A 16,515-nucleotide genomic window follows, 5' to 3' on the forward strand; every position below is an offset into this window, starting at 1 on the left:
GGGTCCGGCCGCCCCTCCGCGGGCCGGACCCGGAGCTCAACCACTGCCGATCCGGTAGCCGACCCCGCGCACGGTGATGATCCACTTGTTGGCGCCGAGCTTGCCGCGCAGGCTGCTGACGTGGGTGTCGATGGTCCGGCTGGACTCCGTCCAGTCGCTCTCCCAGACCTTCGCCATCAGCTCCTTGCGGGAGACCACCGAGCCGGGGTTGGACGCCAGCACGTAGAGCAGCTCGAACTCCTTCGCGGTGACGTTCACCACCCGGCCGTCCACCCGCACCTCGCGGGTGCGGCCGTTGATGTGCAGCGGGCGCAGCGAGATGTCCCGCGCGGCGGCGTCCTCGGGGGCGGGCGTCCGGGTGCGGCGCATCACCGCCTCGATGCGGGCCACGATCTCCTGCGGGGGGCAGGTCTTCGTCACGCAGTCGTCCGCACCGGCCTGCAGGGCGCGCACCCGGTCCGGCTCCCGGCCGCTGGCCGCGAAGGCGATGACGGGCGTGCTCCCGGCCGCCCGCATCAGCCGGCAGGCTTCGACCCCATCGACGTCGGGGAGATCGAGGTCGAGCAGCACCAGGTCGACGTCGCCGATCATTTCCAGGGCCTCCCGGCCGGTGTCGGCGATCCTGGCCTCGTACCCCTTTCGCAAAAGGCGGTAGAGGACCGATTCGATCACGGCGGAATGCTCCCCGACCAACAGCACGCGTACCACGTCGTTCGTCCTCTCCATAAACGGTCGCATCACGGCGCGTCGGCCCCGGACCGTCCGGGCCCGGGCGAAAACGGCGCGGAGGGGTTCCGGCGCGCTCGGGAGGGATGGTCCGGGCGGCCGACGGGGCTGGGATCAGGTCATCGACCGGCGCGACATCGCGCGGTGGGCTCGGCGGCCCGTTCGCGGCGGCTCTGCATCGGACCTGCTCCCCTGAGGATTCCAACGGGTTCCGGCACCGGACCGGACGGGGCTGCTGTGACGGGAGATACCCGTGGGAATTCCGTCGTTCCGAGTGCGATTCGCCCATATCCTGACACCACGTGCCGCCGAGGGCAAGCAATGCCGGAGGCGGAAGGACCGGTTCCCACGGGAATCTGTCCAAATTGGTACCGGTTCGGACCGAACGGCCCCTGCGGATTTCACACGGCAGCAATGATTCCGGGCGCGGCCCGCTGGGGACCGCGCCCGGAATCATTCATCCAGCCGTCTCAATGGAAATGTTTGAAGTTGAATCCCGCCGTATTGCGCCTCCCCGGCGCCCGTCAGCCCCCGGCGCCGACCGGGGCGTAGCGGCTGACCGGACGGGGCAGGCCGAGCAGGCCGCGCAGCGTGTCCGCCTCGTAGCCGGTGCGGAACGCGCCGCGGCGCTGGAGTTCCGGCACCAGGCCGCGGGTGATCGCCGTGAGGTCGTGCGGCAGCGCGCCCGGCCGCAGCCGGAAGCCGTCCAGGCCGGTGGTGCGCCAGTCCAGCAGCAGGTCGGCGAGTTCGGCGGGGGTGCCGGCGAAGACCAGGGCGTCCGAGCCGAAGACGGCGCCGTCCACCTCGTCGAGGCGCTGCTTGCGCTCGGCGGCCCGGCCCGGCTCGTCGTCCAGGAAGACCACCAGGTCGGCGAAGGTCCTGATCGGCTCCCCCGCGGGCCGCGGGAAGCGCTGCCTGGCCCGCTCGAACCCGCCGAGCCTGGCCACGGCGTCCGCGCGGGACTGCGGGGTGACGAACACGACGTCCGCCCCGGCGGCGGCCAGCTCGTACGGGGTGCCGGCGTGGGCGAGCACGGTCACCACCGGCTGGCCCTGCGGCGGGCGGGGGGTGATGGAGGGGCCCCGGACGGAGAAGTGCTCGCCCTCGAAGTCGACGTGGTGCACCTTGGCGCCGTCCAGGTAGCGCCCGGTGGAGGTGTCGCGGATCACCGCGTCGTCCTCCCAGCTGTCCCAGAGCCGCCGGACGGCCTCGACCACCTCGTGGGCCTCGCCGAAGAGCCCGCGCAGCCGGGCGGCGATCAGCTCCGAGTCGAGGACGTCGGCGTCGGTGAGCTGCGGGGTGGTGCGGCGGCCGAAGTGGGCGGCGTCGGCGGCACGGGAGGTGATCTGCGGGCGCCAGCCGGCCCGGCCCAGGCTGGCGTGGTCGAGCGAGGCGATGCCGAGGGCGAGGTGGAAGGGCTCGGTGTGGGTGACGTTGGTGGTCGGCACCAGGCCGATGCGCGAGGTCAGCGGGGCGAGCGCGGCCGTCAGCAGGACGGCGTCCAGCCGGCCCCGGACGTGGTCGGTGCGCTCGTCGGGCCGGTGGAAGGCCGAGGTCTGCAGGCCCAGGGTGTCCTCGACGGTGACGAAGTCGAGCAGGCCGCGTTCGGCCTCCAGGACCAGGTCGGCCCAGTAGCGGGCGGTGAGGATCTCGGCGGGCCGGGCGTCCGGTTCGCGCCAGGCGGCGGGGTGCCAGCCGGTGCCGTCCAGGGCGACCGCGAGGTGCAGGCGGGTCACGGGGTCTCCTCGAAGTGGCGGCGGGCGGGCTTCAGCCCGAGGTGGTCGCGGAGGGTGGGGCCGGTGTAGTCGGCGCGGTGGACGCCCATCTCCTGGAGCAGCGGCACCACCCGGTCGACCAGTTCGTCCAGCCCGCCGGGCACCACGTTCGGGGAGAAGACGAAGCCGTCGGCGGCGTCGCTCTGCACGAACTCGTTCATCGCGTCGGCGACCTGGCGCGGCGTGCCGACGAAGGTGGGCCGGGCGGTGACCTCGGTGATCAGCTCCCGGATGCTCAGCCCGCGCTCCTCGGCGGTCTTTCGCCAGTGCCGGACGGTCTCCTCGCGGCCCCGGCTGCGGTACAGGTTGTGGCCCTTGGTGACGACGCTCTCCGGCACCGGGTCGATGTCCGGCAGCGGGCCGTCCGGGTCGTAGCCGGACAGGTCGCGGCCCCAGGCCGCCTCCATCAGCATCAGCGCGGTCTGCGGGCTCACCTGGGCGCGGGCGACCTCCTCGGCGCGCTCGGCGGCCTCCGCCGGGGTGTCGCCCAGCACGTAGCTCACCGACGGGATGATCTTCAGGTCGTCGGGGGAACGGCCGTACTTGGCCAGCCGGGCCTTGACGTCCCGGTAGGCGGCCTGCCCGCCCGCCAGGTCACCGTGCCGGCTGAAGATCACGTCGGCGTCGGCGGCCGCGAACTCGCGCCCCTCGGGCGAGTCCCCCGCCTGGAAGATCACCGGATGGCCCTGCGGGCCCGGCGGGGTGCTGAACCGGCCGGATATGTCGAAGTGCCGGCCGCGGTGGGCGAACCGGCCCGCCCCGGGCCGGATGAACTCGCCGGAGGCGGCATCCGGCCGGAAGTCGCCGGGGCGCCAACTGTCCCACAGCTCGCGGGCGGTGTGCAGGAACTCGGCGGCCCGGGTGTAGCGGTCCGCCTCGTCCAGGAAGCTGCCGCGCCGGAAGTTCTCGCCGGTGAACGCGTCGTGGCTGGTCACCACGTTCCAGGCGGCCCGGCCCCCGCTCAGGTGGTCCAGGGTGGCCAGCCGCCGGGCCACGTCGTACGGCTCGTTGAAGGTCGAGTTGACCGTCGCCGCCAGTCCGAGGTGCGTGGTGACGGCGGACAGCGCGCTGAGCACGGTCAGCGCCTCGGGGCGGCCCGCGACGTCGAGGTCCAGGACGCGGCCCTTGTGCTCGCGCAGCCGCAGGCCCTCGGAGAGGAAGAAGAAGTCGAACTTGCCGCGCTCGGCGGTCCGCGCGAGGTGGGCGAAGGAGTCGAAGTCGATCTGGCTCCCGGCGGCCGGGTCCGACCAGATGACGGTGTGCTGGACGCTGGGGAACTGCGCGGCGAGGTGGATCTGTTTCACTGGCACGGCGAACTGTCTCCTGGTGCGGTGTGCGGCGGTTCAGCGGGGTATTCGGTCCGGGTCGGCGGCGGTCCGCCGGGGACAGCCCAGCCCGGCCACGGCGCGGCGCGGCCCGCGGGCGCGGGACGGCAACCGTCCCGCGCCCCGGGCCGCCTGACGGACGGTCACCCGCGCCGGGCCGGGAAGCCGTGCGACCGGGCGGAGACCACCACGCCCAGCACCGGGACCAGCAGGATCAGCACCGTCCACGGGAAGGACTCGGCGCCGATCCCGTCCAGCAGCAGGCCGCCGATGACGCCGCCCGCCGCCATCGCCACGTTCCACAGGGTGACCAGCATCGCCTGCGCGGCGTCCGCCTGCTCGCCGCCCGCGTCGCCCACCGCGGTCTGCAGCAGGGTCGGCACGCCGCCCCAGCCCAGGCCCCAGAGCGCCGCCGCGACGTACACCAGCGCGTGGGTGCCGGACAGCAGCCCCAGCACCGCCGCCGCGACCGCGACCAGCAGCGCGCTGCCGATCGTCAGGGCCCGCAGCTGGTGGTGGATCCGGGCGCCGACGATCCAGATGCTCAGCATCGAGGTGACGCCGAAGACCAGCAGCACCAGGTCGGTGGAGCGGCCCATGCCCAGGTGGTCGAGGAAGGTCGCGACGTACGCGTACAGGATGGTGTGGGCCAGCACGAAGACCAGCGTCACGAACAGCACCGGCGTCACGCCGGGCACCGAGAGCGCGCCGAGGATCCGGGTGCGGCCCTCGGGCCGCTGGCCCGGGTAGTCGGGGACGGTCGCCGCGATCCACCCGATGACGACCACCGCCAGCACCGACATCGCCAGGAAGGCGACCCACCAGTCGAACACCTTGCCCACGAAGGTGCCCGCCGGCACGCCGAGCGACAGCGCGACCGGGATGCCGGTCATCACGATCGCGATCGCCTTGCCCTGCAACGGCACCGGCGCCATCCGGCGGGCGTACCCGGCCAGCAGCGCCCAGGCCAGACCGGCCGCCACGCCCGCGACGAACCGGCCCGCCATGGTCAGCACGTAGTCGGAGGAGAGGGCGGTGACGGTGTTGGCCACCACGAACGCCACCATCGCCGTCAGCAGCAGCCGCTTCCGGTGCCACGCCGCGGTGGCCACGGTCAGCGGGATCGCGGTGAGCGCGGTGGCGATCGCGTAGATCGTCACCGACTGCCCCATCGCCGACTCGCTGACGCCCAGGTCGGCGCTCATCGCGGGCAGCACGCCCGCCGGGAGGGTCTCGGTCAGGGAGGTGATGAAGACGGCGGTGGTCAGGGCCAACAGAGCCAGGATCGGGAGTTTGCGGCTCTCCGCCTGCTCGCCGTCGTCGGGTGCGGTCGGGGTGTCCACTGGCGACTGTGTGCTCATGGCGGCTATGTTTGAACCCTCACATATATGTGAGGGTCAACCGGATCTGATGTGAGGTGGGTCACATGCGCATCGGGGAGCTGTCCGAACGGACCAACACCTCCCGCCGCCTGCTCCGCTACTACGAGGAGCAGATGCTGATCGTCTCCACCCGGATGCCCAACGGGTACCGGGAGTACGACGAACGCTTCGTCGACCGCGTGATGCAGATCCGCGGCCTGCTCGACGCCGGACTGCCCATCAGGATCATCAAACAGATTCTGCCCTGCCTGGACAAGCCCCGAACCATCCACTTCCCCGACGCCACGCCCGAGATGCTCGACACCCTGCGCCGCGAGCGCGACCGGATGACCGAACGCATCAACTGCCTGATCCGCAACCGGGACTCGGTCTCCGAGTACCTCGCGGAAGTCAGCAAGGGCTGGCGCCCCGGCACCGCCCCCAGCAGCGCCCCCGCCCAGGAACGCGTCCCCGCCGGGGCCTGACGGACCGTCGGACGGACCGCCGGACGGGTCCACGGCCACGGGCCGGTCGGGCCCGCCGGGATCTCCGGGCCCTCCACCGGTCGACCGGGGACGGTTCCCACCGCGACGGGACGGGTCGGCCGAAACGGTCACCACGTGATCGGTCCTGTCCGCTCGGTGTCGCTTCAAGCCAGTTATTGACAACCATTCCTCCGGGCGGGCGGGAAACCGCTCCCCGGAGGGCGCCTTCCGCCGACTCCGGCCGGGGCCGGGCCAACCCCGCGGGGCATGGCCTACATGAGTCATGGCCGGTGGCGGACGAGGCCAGTCGGAGCCATCGCCCGCTCCATGCGTGATGATTCAACGAATCGGTGCGGCGGAGCCCCCGAAACGATCCGCCGCAGGCATCGACGAGGAGGCCACATGCAGTTCTCCCACAAGTTGACCGACCTGTTCAGCAAGCCCCGGGCAGCGGCCGGGTTGGCCGCGTCCGTCGTGGTGCTGGCGCTCGGCGCCACCGCACCCGCGTCCACCACCGGCCTGACGCGGGCCGACGGCGACACCGGCGTGACGGCCGTCGAGGACGTGACGACCACGGTGGTCCAGAACGACGACCTGGCCTGGGGCTAGATCGCGCGGTCCGGCGCGGGCGGAGGACGACCGCTCAGCCGGCCGTGGTGATCCTCAGCCGGGAACGGACGAACTCCAGCGTCTCCTCACGGGCCTCGACCGTGGGCGCCACGACCACGGCGTGGCCGATCCGTTGGGACGAGGAGCGCATCGGTGCCACCGAGTCGCCGACCCCCCGGTCCACGGAGATCCGGACCACGAAGGGGTGGGCCGCGATCTCGGCGAGACCGCTGATCCCGGTGATCCGGCCGGGCGGGCACCGGGGGTAGTGCACGGCCGCGTAGCGGGACGGCCCGGGCCGCAGCAGACCGTCCAGCGGCAGGTCGAGGGCCAGCCGGACAACCGCCTCGTAGAGGTCGAAGCCGTAGCTGAGGCAGATCGCCTCGGCGAGGTAGTCGCCCGGGGTCCGAACGGCCACCTCCATGAGGGCCGGGCCCTGCGGACCGAGCCGGAACTCCAGGTGCACCAGCCCCGTGCGCATCCCGATCGCCGCCAGCACCCCGCGGGTGAACCCGCTCACCGCGTCCGCCGTCCGCGGGTCGTCGAAGCGGTGGCCGCAGCGGTGGGTCAGTTCGACGAAGTAGGGCGGGGCGGTGGTCTCCTTCGCCGTGGTGTTCTCGAACAGCACGGCGCCGTCGCGGACCACCGCCTCCCAACTGAACTCGGGCCCCTCCACCGCCTGTTCGACCAGCAGCCGGTCGCCTCCGCGGCGCCCGAGCGCGTCCTCCAGCGCCTCGGCGGTGGAGAGCTGCTCGACGCCCAGGCTGCCGCCCAGGGTGAGCGGTTTGACCACCACCGGAAGGTGTTCGGCCGCCCACTCGCGGGCGTCGGCGAGCGTGGGCGCCAGCAGGAAACCGGGCTGGCCCACGCCCGCCGCCGCGCAGACCATCCGCTGCAGGCCCTTGTTCCGCGAGATGACCGCCGCCTGCAGGGAGGGCCCGGGCAGGCCGAACCGGTCCTGGAGCAGCGCCGCGGCGGTGACGTGCGTCTCGGCGAAGCCGACCACCCCGTCGGGAGCGCCCCGTCCCGCCGCCCGCAGGGCGCCGAGCAGCCACGACTCGTCCAGCGCGTGGTCGACGAGGTGGAACTCGGCGCGGGTGCCGGCCGGCAGGTTCGGGGCGCCGGCCCGGCTCTCCACCGCCCGGACCGAGCAGCCCATGCGCAACGCGGCGTCGAGGTAGGGGCGGCCCATCGACCCGACTCCCACCAACAGCAGTTCCTTCACGTCCACTCCTTGCGGCAGTTCCCGGACGACCGGCGGTCGGGTGCGGGGGCGCGATCGATTCTGCCGTGCGCGACCCCTCCGTCGGCCGGACCGCAAGAGGTCATGTCCGTTGCTGGAAGGGCGGATCGCTGGTTCGCCCAGGACCGGCGGATCAGGATGGGTCCATCCGACGGCGTGGTGGGAGGACGATGTTCGGCGAGGCAGTGACGTGGACGGTGGTCGTCAACGACGAGGCCCAGTACTCGGTCTGGCCGCAGTGGCGGGAGCTGCCCCCCGGCTGGTCCGGCGAGGGCACCGTCGGCGACCTGGAGCAGTGCGTGGCCAGGATCGAGCAGGTGTGGCAGGACCTGCGGCCCGCCGGGCTGCGGGACCGGCTCGCCGGACCGCCGCCCGCCGGGGAGGCCCGGTGAGCGCCCGCGCGGAGCGGGCCGAGCGGATCGCCCGGATCTGGGCCGAGGTCCTGGACCTCCCGGGGCTCGGCGTCGAGGACAACGTCTTCCTGCTGGGCGCGAGTTCGCTCGGAGCGACGCGGGCGGCGGCCCGGATCCGGGCCGAGTTCCGGGTGGAGCTGCCGCTGCGGAACCTGTTCGAGGCGCCGACCCCGGCGGCGCTGGCCGCGCTGCTGGCCGACGGGGAGGAGGACGCCGCCGGGGGGAAGGCCGCCGACCCGGGAGAGGCCGCCGACGGGCCGGGGTCCGGCCTGGCGCCGGAGCAGGAACGGCTGTGGTTCCTCGCCCGCCTGCACCCCGACAGCACCGCGTACAACGTCCCGTTCGCCTTCCGACTGCGCGAACCGCTGGACCCCGTGGCACTGGAACTCGCCCTCCACCGGCTGGTGGAACGGCACGAGGCCCTGCGCACCCTCTACCCGGAGCGGGACGGCGCCCCCGTCGCCCGGGTGCTGCCCGCCGCGCCGCCCGCCCTGCCCCGCAGCGACTTCGGCGGGCTGCCGCCGCAGGAGGCCGCCCGGCGGGCCGACCTGCTCGCCGCCGAGCAGGCCGGGACGCCGTTCGACCTGGCCGCCGGCCCGCTGCTCCGCGCCCACCTGGTCAGCTTCGCCGAGGACGACCACCAGCTGCTGCTGACGGCCCACCACATCATCACCGACGCCTGGTCGGACGACCTGCTGCTGCGCGAACTCAACACCGGCTACCGGGACGTCCTGGCCGGCGGCGCGGCCGAGCACCCGCCCGCCCCCCGCTACCGGGACTGGGCGGCCCGGCAGCAGCGGCTGGCGCACGGGGAGCGGGCCGCCGAGGCGGCCGCCTGGTGGCGGCGGGAGCTGGCCGGCGTCCCCCCGCTGCTGGAACTGCCCACCGACGCCCCCCGCCCGTCGGTCCAGCGCTTCCGCGGCGACCGGATCGGCACGGACCTGCCGGCCGGCCTGGTCGAGCGGCTCGGCGCGCTCGCCGCGCAGGAGGACGGCACGCTGTTCATGGCGCTGCTGGCCGGTTTCTCCGCGCTGCTCCACCGGCACTCCGGGCAGTCGGACCTGGTGGTCGGCACCCCGGTGGCCAACCGGACCGATCCGGCGGCCGAGGAGATGGCCGGCTTCTGTGTCAACACCCTCCCGCTGCGCTGCGACCTCTCCGGGACGCCGAGCTTCCGCGAGCTGCTCCGGCGCAGCCGCGAACGCGTCCTGGACGCCTTCGACCACCAGCAGCTGCCCTTCGGGCGGCTGGTGGAGGCCCTCGCCCCGCCGCGCAGCGCCGCGCACGGCCCGCTGGTGCAGGTGATGCTCGTCCTGCAGAACACCCCGGACCGCGCACCGGCCGGGCCCGGCGGCGGGCCCTGGACGGCGCAGCCCGCCCGGGCCGGCGCCGGCGGCTCGATCTTCGACCTGACGCTGTACCTCAGCCACGCCGCCGGGGGCCTGCACGGGGAGTGGGAGTTCGACACGGACCTGTTCGGCGCGGAGCGGATCGCCGGGCTGGGCCGGCAGCTGGAACTCCTGCTGTCCGGCGCGGTGGACGACCCGGACGCCCCGGTCGCCGCCCTGCCGCTGTGGACCGGGCCGGAGCGGGCCCGCTTCCTGCGGCCGGGCGGCCCGGCCGCCGAACCGGTCTGCCTGCACGAGATGGTCCGGGCCCAGGCCCGCCGGACCCCGGACGCGGTCGCGGTGGAGGCCGCGGGGGAACACCTGACCTACGCCGCGCTCGACCGCCGCTCCGACGCCGCGGCCCGGGCGCTGCGGGCCGGCGGGGTCGGCCCGGAGGACGTGGTCGCGGTCGCCTGCGAGCGCTCCGCGGAGCTGGTCGTCGCCCTGCTGGCCGTCCTCAAGGCGGGCGCCGCCTACCTGCCGCTGGACCCGGAGAACCCGCGCGACCGGCTGGAGTACCTGCTCGCCGACAGCGGCACCGCGCACCTGCTGACCCTGGAGCGCCACCTGGCGGCGCTCCCCGTCCCGCCCGGTGTCCGCCCCCTCCTCCTGGACCGGCTGCCCCCGGGGGCCGACGGGCCGCTGCCCGCCGTGGACCCCCGCCAGGCCGCGTACCTGATCTACACCTCGGGCTCCACCGGCCGTCCCAAGGGCGTGCTCAACCAGCACGCGGCGGCGGCCAACCGGATCCGCTGGGGGCAGCGCGCCTTCCCCCTCGGACCGGACTCGGTGGTGCTGCAGAAGACGCCCGTGCACTTCGACATCTCGGTCTGGGAGGTCTTCTGGCCGCTGGCCTCGGGCGCCACCGTGGTGCTGGCCCGGCCCGGCGGGCACCGCGACCCCCGCTACCTGGCCCGCCTGGTCGCCGAACGCGGGGTCACCGACCTGCACTTCGTGCCGTCCATGCTGCCCGCCTTCCTGGAGCGGCCGGAGACGGCCGGGTGCACCGCGCTGCGCCGGGTGTACTGCAGCGGCGAGGCGCTGCCCCCCGCCCTGCGGGACCGGCTGTTCGCCGAACTGCCCGGGGTCGAGCTGCACAACCTGTACGGGCCGACCGAGGCCGCCGTCGAGGTCTCGCACTGGCACTGCCGCCCGGGCGACCCGACCGTGCCGATCGGCACGCCGATCGACGGCGCGGCGCTGTACGTCCTGGACGAGCTGCTCAACCCGGTGCCGCCGGGCGTCCCGGGAGAGCTGTACATCGGCGGGGTCCCGGTGGCCCGCGGCTACCACGGCCGCCCCGGACTGACCGGCCGCAGCTTCCTGCCGGACCCGTACGGAGCCCCCGGCGCCCGGATGTACCGCACCGGCGACCGGGGCCGCTGGCGGCCCGACGGGGCGGTGGAGTACCTGGGCCGGACCGACCACCAGGTGAAGCTGCGCGGGCACCGGATCGAGCTCGGCGAGATCGAGGCGGTCCTGCGCGAGCACCCCGGGGTGGCCGACGCCGCGGCGGTGCTGCGCCCGGGCGCGGGCGGCGACCCCCGGCTGGTGGCCTACCTCGCCCCGGCGGCCGGCCCGGCGCGGGACGACGACGCCCTGGCCGCGTCGGTGCGGGCGCTGGCCGCCGCCCGGCTGCCGGACTACATGCGCCCGGCCGCCCTGGTCGTGCTGGAGCGCTTCCCGCTCACCCCGAGCGGCAAGACCGACCGCTCCGCGCTGCCCGACCCGGGCCCCGGCGCGGCCCCCGCGCCCGGCCGCACCGCCCCGCGCACCCCGGTGGAACGGGAGTTGGCCGCGATCTGGGCCGCCGAACTCGGGGTCACCGGGATCGGGGTGGACGACGGCTTCTTCGAGCTCGGCGGCCACTCGCTGCTCGCCGCGCGGGTGATGGCCAGGGTCGGCACGGCCTTCGGCGTCGACCTGCCGCTCAGCGCCGTCTTCGAGCTGCCGACCGTCGCCGGGCTGGCGCTGCGGATCACCGCCGCGCAGGCCGCCCAGGCGGAGGAGGAGACCGCCCGGCTGCTGGACCGGCTGGAACGGCTGTCGGACGAGGAGCTGGCCCTGCTGGCCGAGGACCCGGCCCTGCTGGACGGCGACGGACCGCCGGAGCCCGGGCGGTGAGCCGGGAGGCGTCCGGGCTGACCTGGTGGACGGCGCTCGGCAGCTTCGCCATCGGCGGGCTGCTCTGCGTCTTCAACATCCTGGTGATCTTCCGGACCGGGGTGGCGTTCGGCGGTTCGGCGCTGGTCGTGCTGCTCGGGGCGACCTGGCTGCGGGCCAGGTCCGAACTGAACTGGCACCGGCTGTTCGTGATCTTCTCGGTGGCCTCCAGCGGCTACCTGGCCGCGGCCGCCGTCGACTCCGGCGTGGCCGCCCGCCACCTGCACACCGGCCACGTCCCGCCCTGGCCCGCCCTGGTGCTGCTCTCCCTGCTGGCGGCCGCCTTCGGCCTGGTGCTGGGCGCCCCGCTGGGCCGCCTGTTCGGCCGCACCGATCCGGCCTACCCGACGCTCAGGCCGGCCATCGCGCTGATGGAGGCGGTCAGCCGCAGCGGGCGCACCAGCTCCCGGCCGCTGCTGGTCTCCGGCGCGGCCGGCGCCGCCGTCACCCTGGCCGCGCTCCCGCTCGGCGGGGACGCCACGGTGCACCTGCCCGGCCTGCCGCCCTACCTGGGCCTGGCCGTCTCGCCGATGCTCCTCGGGGTGGGCGTCCTGGCCGGCGCCCGGGCCACCGCCTGGCTGCTCGTCGGCTCCCTCTACTCCGTCGTCCTGTGGGGGGTCCGCGACGGCGGCCGCGGCTACGAGGTGCACCTGTCCGACCCCTGGGTGCTCGCCGTCGGCATCGGGATCATCGTCGGGCACTCGGTCGCGGTGCTGCTGAAACTGGCCCGGACGGTGGGCGGCGGGCTGCCCCGCACGGGGCCGGAGGCGGCGGAGGGCCTGGGCGGCCCCCTGCGGCGGCTGGGCCTGCTCGCCGCGCTGAGCACGGTGCTGCTGGTCGCGCGCTACGGCGTGCCGCACGGGCTGCTCCTCGGGGCGCTGACCAGCGTCATGGTGGTCGCGTTCGCGCTGTTCCTGGCCCAGGTCGGGGCGGAGACCGGGATCGCCCCGCTCTCCCCGGTGATCTTCCTGGGCATCATCCTGCTGCGGATCGCGGGCCTGTCCGCCGGGGACGCCACCGTGCTGGGCGCGGCGGTCGCCGGGGCCGGGATCTCGGCGCTCTACTACACCTACGCCCTGCGGATGGCCCGGACGGACCTCGCCGCGCCGCCGCGCCGCGGCACCCGGCTGGTGCTCGGCAGCCAGGCGGTGGGCGGCCTCATCGGGGTGACGCTCGGCCTGCTGCTGATCGCGGTGCTGCTGCGTTCCGGCGTGGTCGGCACGGACGCGTTCCCCGCGCCGCTGGCCCGCGCCTTCGAGTTCGTCGCGGACTCCGCGGACGGCGGCGGCGCGGGCGCCCGCGCCGCCGGACCGCCGCTGCTGCTCTCCCTGCCGGTCGGCTTCGCGCTGACCTTCGCGCCGGTGTCGCCGTCCTCGCTCGGCCTCGGCATGCTGCTCCCGCCCGCGACCGTCCTGGTGATGGCCCTGGGCGGGGCGGTGGCCCGGGCGGTCGGCCGGTGGGCGCCGGAGCGCACCGAACTGCTCACCACGGTCGCGTCCGGCCTGGTCATCGGCGAGGGCCTGGTGTCGACGGCGGCCGTCGCGGTCCGCGCCTTCGGCTGAGGCGCCCCGCCCTCTGCCACTCCCGTACGGCGAGTCGAAAGGTCTTCCCCCATGTCGGACCACGAGCGCCGGATCGGCGCACTCACCCCGGAGCGCCGGGCCCTGCTGGAGCGGGCGCTGAACGCCTCCGCGCGGCGCCGCGGGACCGCGGACCCGGCCGCCCCGCTCCCCCGCCGGGCCGGCGGCGGGCCCGGACCGCTGTCCGTCGGGCAGCGCCGGCTCTGGTTCATCCACCAGCTGCAGCCGGACAGCCCGGTCTACCACATCACGGCGGAGCTGACCCGCCCCGACCACGTCGGCGAGGAGCAACTGCGCGCCGCCCTGGCCGGGTTGGCCGAGCGGCACGAGGTGCTGCGCACCGACTTCCCGACGGTCGGCGCCGAACCGGCCGCACGGGTCCGCCCGGGGCTGCGGCCCGCCCTGTCCGTCGCCGACCTGCGCGGCACGGACCCGGCCGGGCAGGCGGCGGAGGCGGACCGGCTGCGCGCGGCCGCCCTGCGGCCGCCCTTCGACCTGGCGGCCGGACCGCTCTGGCGCGCCCTGCTGCTGTGGACCGACCGGGGGACCACCGTCCACCTGGTCTTCCACCACATCGTCTTCGACGGCTGGTCGACCGGCGTGCTGCGCGCGGACCTCACCGCCCTGATCGACTCCGAACTCACCGGACGCCCCGCCGACCTGGCCGAACTCCCGGTCCAGTTCGGCGACTTCGCCCACTGGGAGGGAGAGCGGCTGGCCGCCGGACGGCAGGACGCGCTGCTCGCCCACTGGCTGGGGCGGTTGCGGGACGCGCCCGCCGCCATCCGGCTCCCGTACGACCGGCCGCACCCGCCCGCGGCGGACTTCGCGGGCGCCCGGCGGGAGTTCGTGCTGCCCGGGACGGCCGACGCCGTGCGCGCCCTCGCCCGCCGGACCGGGGCCACCCCGTTCGCCGTGCTGCTCGCCGCCTTCGCCGCGCTGCTGCACCGCTGGGGCGGCGACCGGGACCTGGTCGTCGGCACCCCGGTGGCCAACCGGGAGCGGCCCGAACTCCACGGGCTGATCGGGTTCTTCGCCAACACGCTGCCGCTGCGGGTGCGGCTCGACCCGGACGCGGACTACCTCGAACTGCTGCGCGGGGTGACGGCCTCCACCACGGCGGCGCTGGCGCACCAGGACGTCCCGCTGGACCGGCTGGTGGAGCGGCTGTCCGTCGACCGGGACCTCGGCCGCAACCCGCTGTTCCAGGTCGCGTTCGCACTGGACCAGGACCAGGACCAGGAGCAGGACCAGGAGCCGGAGCAGAACCAGGAGCGGGAGCGGGACGGCGGGCCGGGGCCGGTCGGGGAGCGGCACCGGCCCGGCACCTCGAAGTTCGACCTGACCCTCGGCCTGGCCGAGCACGGCGCCGACTACCGCGGCTACCTGGAGTACAGCACCGCGCTGTTCGACCCGGTGACCGTCGACCGGCTGGTGCGGCGGTGGGAGCTGCTGCTGGACGCGGTGCTGGCCGATCCCGGCCGGGCCGTCGGCGACCTGCCGGTGCTCACCGAGGAGGAGCGGGAGCTGTTCGCGGCCGTCGGGACCACGGCCGTCGGGACCGCGGCCGTCGGGACCGCGGCCGTCGGGACCGCGGCCGCCGCCGGAGCTCCCGGACCGGCCCGGCCGATCCACCGGATGCTCCGGGACAGCGCCCGGCGCTTCCCGGACCGGACGGCGGTGGAGGACCCGTGGCGGGCCCTGTCCTACCGCGAGCTGGACGGGCGTTCCGACCGCCTCGCCGAGCGGCTGCGGGCCCGGGGGGTCGGCCGCGAGCAGCTCGTCCCGATCGTGCTGGACCGCGGGGTGGACTGCGCGGTGGCCCTGTTCGCGGTGCTCAAGGCCGGGGCCGCGGCGCTGCCCCTGGACCCGGAGCACCCGCAGGCCCGGCTGGAGCAGGTGCTGGCCGAGGCCGACGCGCCGCTGCTGGTCACCGAGCCCGCGCTGGCCGGACGCTTCGGGGCGCACCGGGACCTCCTGGTGCTGGAGCCCGGACCGGAGCCCGGACCGGAGCCCGACCCGGCACCGGACCTGGACGCGCGCCCGGCCCCGGACGCGGACCCGGACGCGGACCCGGACCGGCTCGCCTACGTCATCTTCACCTCGGGCTCCACCGGCCGCCCCAAGGGCGTCCTGGTCCCGCACGGGGGCCTGGACGGGATGATCCGCGACCTGGTCGCGCTCGGCGGCCTGGACGAGCGGACCAGGGTCCTGCAGTTCGCCTCGCCGGGCTTCGACGCCTCGGTGCTGGAGCTGCTGGTGGCCGTGGAGAGCGGCGGCACCGCCGTCTACGAGCCGCGCCGGGCCATGACGCCCGGCGCCGACCTGACGGAGCTGCTGCGGACCCGCCGGATCGACGCCGCGCTCCTCCTGCCGTCCGTGCTGGGCACCCTGGACCCCGACGAACTCCCGGGCCTGCGCTGCCTGTTCACCGGCGGCGAGGCGATCGACCGGCCGGCCGCCCGGCGGTGGAGCGCCGGGCGGCTGCTGGTGAACCTCTACGGCCCGACCGAGTGCTCGGTCGTGGCGACCGGCGCCCCCTGCACCGGGGAGCGCCCCCCGGTGCTGGGCCGGCCGCTGGGCGGCCGCACCGTCCACGTGCTGGACCCGCTGGGCCGCCCGGTGCCGCTCGGCTGCACCGGCGAACTGCACCTGGGCGGAACGGGGTTGGCCCGCGGCTACCTGGGCCGGCCGGGCGGCACCGCCACCGCCTTCGTCCCCGACCCGTACTCCGGCACCCCGGGCGGCCGGCTCTACCGCACCGGCGACCTGGTCCGGTGGACCCCGGACGGCGAGCTGGAGTTCCAGGGGCGGCGCGACCAGCAGGTCAAACTCCGGGGGTTCCGGATCGAGCTGGGCGAGGTGGCGGCCCACCTCGCGGCGCACCCGGCGGTCCGGTCCGCCGCCGCCGACGTCCGGGAGCTCGCCGGGACGCGGCAGTTGGCGGGCTACCTGGTGCCGGAGCCGCGGCTGCCCGTACCGGCCCCGGGCGAGCTGCGGGCCTTCCTGCGGGAGCGGGTGCCCGAGCACCTGGTCCCGGCGGCCTTCCGGCTGCTCGACCGGCTGCCGCTGACCGTCAACGGCAAACTCGACCGCGCGGCGCTGCCCGATCCGGTCACCGACCGGCCGCGGACGGACACCGCCGGGCCGGCCGACCCGGTGCAGCGGCAGGTCGCCGAGGCGTGGCACGAGGTGCTCGGCTGCGGGGCGCTGGGCCCCGACGACAACTTCTTCGAGGTGGGCGGCAACTCGCTCACCGCCACCAGGGTGGTGGCCGCGGTCAACGCCCGGGTCGGCTCCGCCCTGCGGGTGCGCGCCCTCTTCCTGGCCCCGACCGTGGCCGCCCTGGCCGCCGCGGCGGCCGATTCCGCTAGCGGTCATTACCGCTAGCGGAACAGGAGCGCCCCTGTTCCGCCGGGGGTTCCTGCCGAAGAATTCCAACCAAGC

General features: G+C 75.3%; 11 protein-coding genes. 6 read left to right on the forward strand and 5 right to left on the reverse strand.

Annotation, left to right across the window (positions count from 1 at the left end; translation table 11 throughout):
- Window positions 1–36 precede the first annotated feature (36 nt).
- The 4 genes from OO48_RS07930 to OO48_RS07945 all read right to left on the reverse strand — a co-directional run bounded on the left by OO48_RS07930 (window position 37) and on the right by OO48_RS07945 (window position 5,187).
- A complete protein-coding gene (locus tag OO48_RS07930) occupies window positions 37–738 on the reverse strand; it encodes a response regulator transcription factor (RefSeq protein WP_342449632.1) in 702 nt (233 codons plus the stop codon).
- Window positions 739–1,250: 512 nt separating this feature from the next.
- The gene (locus tag OO48_RS07935; protein ID WP_033213677.1) at window positions 1,251–2,462 is read right to left on the reverse strand and encodes an LLM class flavin-dependent oxidoreductase; all 1,212 of its coding nucleotides are present in this window, start codon (window positions 2,460–2,462) and stop codon (window positions 1,251–1,253) included.
- Window positions 2,459–3,805 (reverse strand): NtaA/DmoA family FMN-dependent monooxygenase, encoded by a 1,347-nt coding sequence (locus tag OO48_RS07940; protein WP_209439452.1) that lies wholly within the window; start codon window positions 3,803–3,805, stop codon window positions 2,459–2,461. The genes OO48_RS07935 and OO48_RS07940 overlap by 4 nt, the downstream gene beginning before the upstream one ends.
- 164 nt (window positions 3,806–3,969) lie before the next feature.
- Window positions 3,970–5,187 (reverse strand): MFS transporter, encoded by a 1,218-nt coding sequence (locus tag OO48_RS07945; protein WP_033213679.1) that lies wholly within the window; start codon window positions 5,185–5,187, stop codon window positions 3,970–3,972.
- A 65-nt stretch (window positions 5,188–5,252) separates the two neighbouring features.
- Between OO48_RS07945 and OO48_RS07950 the strand changes: the two genes are divergently transcribed.
- Window positions 5,253–5,672, forward strand: a complete 420-nt coding sequence (locus OO48_RS07950; protein ID WP_033213680.1) for a MerR family transcriptional regulator — start codon at window positions 5,253–5,255, stop codon at window positions 5,670–5,672.
- A gap of 402 nt (window positions 5,673–6,074) precedes the next feature.
- Window positions 6,075–6,281, forward strand: coding sequence for a hypothetical protein (locus tag OO48_RS07955; protein ID WP_033213681.1), 207 nt, complete (start codon window positions 6,075–6,077; stop codon window positions 6,279–6,281).
- Window positions 6,282–6,315: 34 nt separating this feature from the next.
- On the opposite strand, the gene OO48_RS07960 is transcribed toward OO48_RS07955, so the two are convergent.
- On the reverse strand, window positions 6,316–7,506 hold the full coding sequence (locus tag OO48_RS07960; protein ID WP_245194553.1) for an ATP-grasp domain-containing protein: 1,191 nt from the start codon (window positions 7,504–7,506) through the stop codon (window positions 6,316–6,318).
- Between the two features lie 188 nt (window positions 7,507–7,694).
- Between OO48_RS07960 and OO48_RS07965 the strand changes: the two genes are divergently transcribed.
- Genes OO48_RS07965 through OO48_RS07980 form a run of 4 tightly spaced genes read left to right on the forward strand, consistent with a single transcriptional unit; the run spans window position 7,695 to window position 16,458 of the window.
- Window positions 7,695–7,916, forward strand: coding sequence for an MbtH family protein (locus OO48_RS07965; RefSeq protein WP_033213683.1), 222 nt, complete (start codon window positions 7,695–7,697; stop codon window positions 7,914–7,916).
- Window positions 7,913–11,449 carry a non-ribosomal peptide synthetase gene (locus OO48_RS07970; RefSeq protein WP_051731871.1) on the forward strand — a complete coding sequence of 1,179 codons (3,537 nt, stop codon included), beginning with the start codon at window positions 7,913–7,915 and terminating at the stop codon, window positions 11,447–11,449. The genes OO48_RS07965 and OO48_RS07970 overlap by 4 nt, the downstream gene beginning before the upstream one ends.
- The gene (locus tag OO48_RS07975; RefSeq protein WP_033213684.1) at window positions 11,446–13,050 is read left to right on the forward strand and encodes a hypothetical protein; all 1,605 of its coding nucleotides are present in this window, start codon (window positions 11,446–11,448) and stop codon (window positions 13,048–13,050) included. The genes OO48_RS07970 and OO48_RS07975 overlap by 4 nt, the downstream gene beginning before the upstream one ends.
- 51 nt (window positions 13,051–13,101) lie before the next feature.
- Entirely contained in the window at window positions 13,102–16,458 is a 3,357-nt protein-coding gene (locus OO48_RS07980; protein WP_051731872.1) for a non-ribosomal peptide synthetase, read from the forward strand.
- Window positions 16,459–16,515 lie beyond the last annotated feature (57 nt).

The sequence above is a fragment of the Kitasatospora phosalacinea genome (assembly GCF_000716545.1).
GTDB classification, from domain to species: Bacteria; Actinomycetota; Actinomycetes; order Streptomycetales; family Streptomycetaceae; genus Kitasatospora; species Kitasatospora phosalacinea.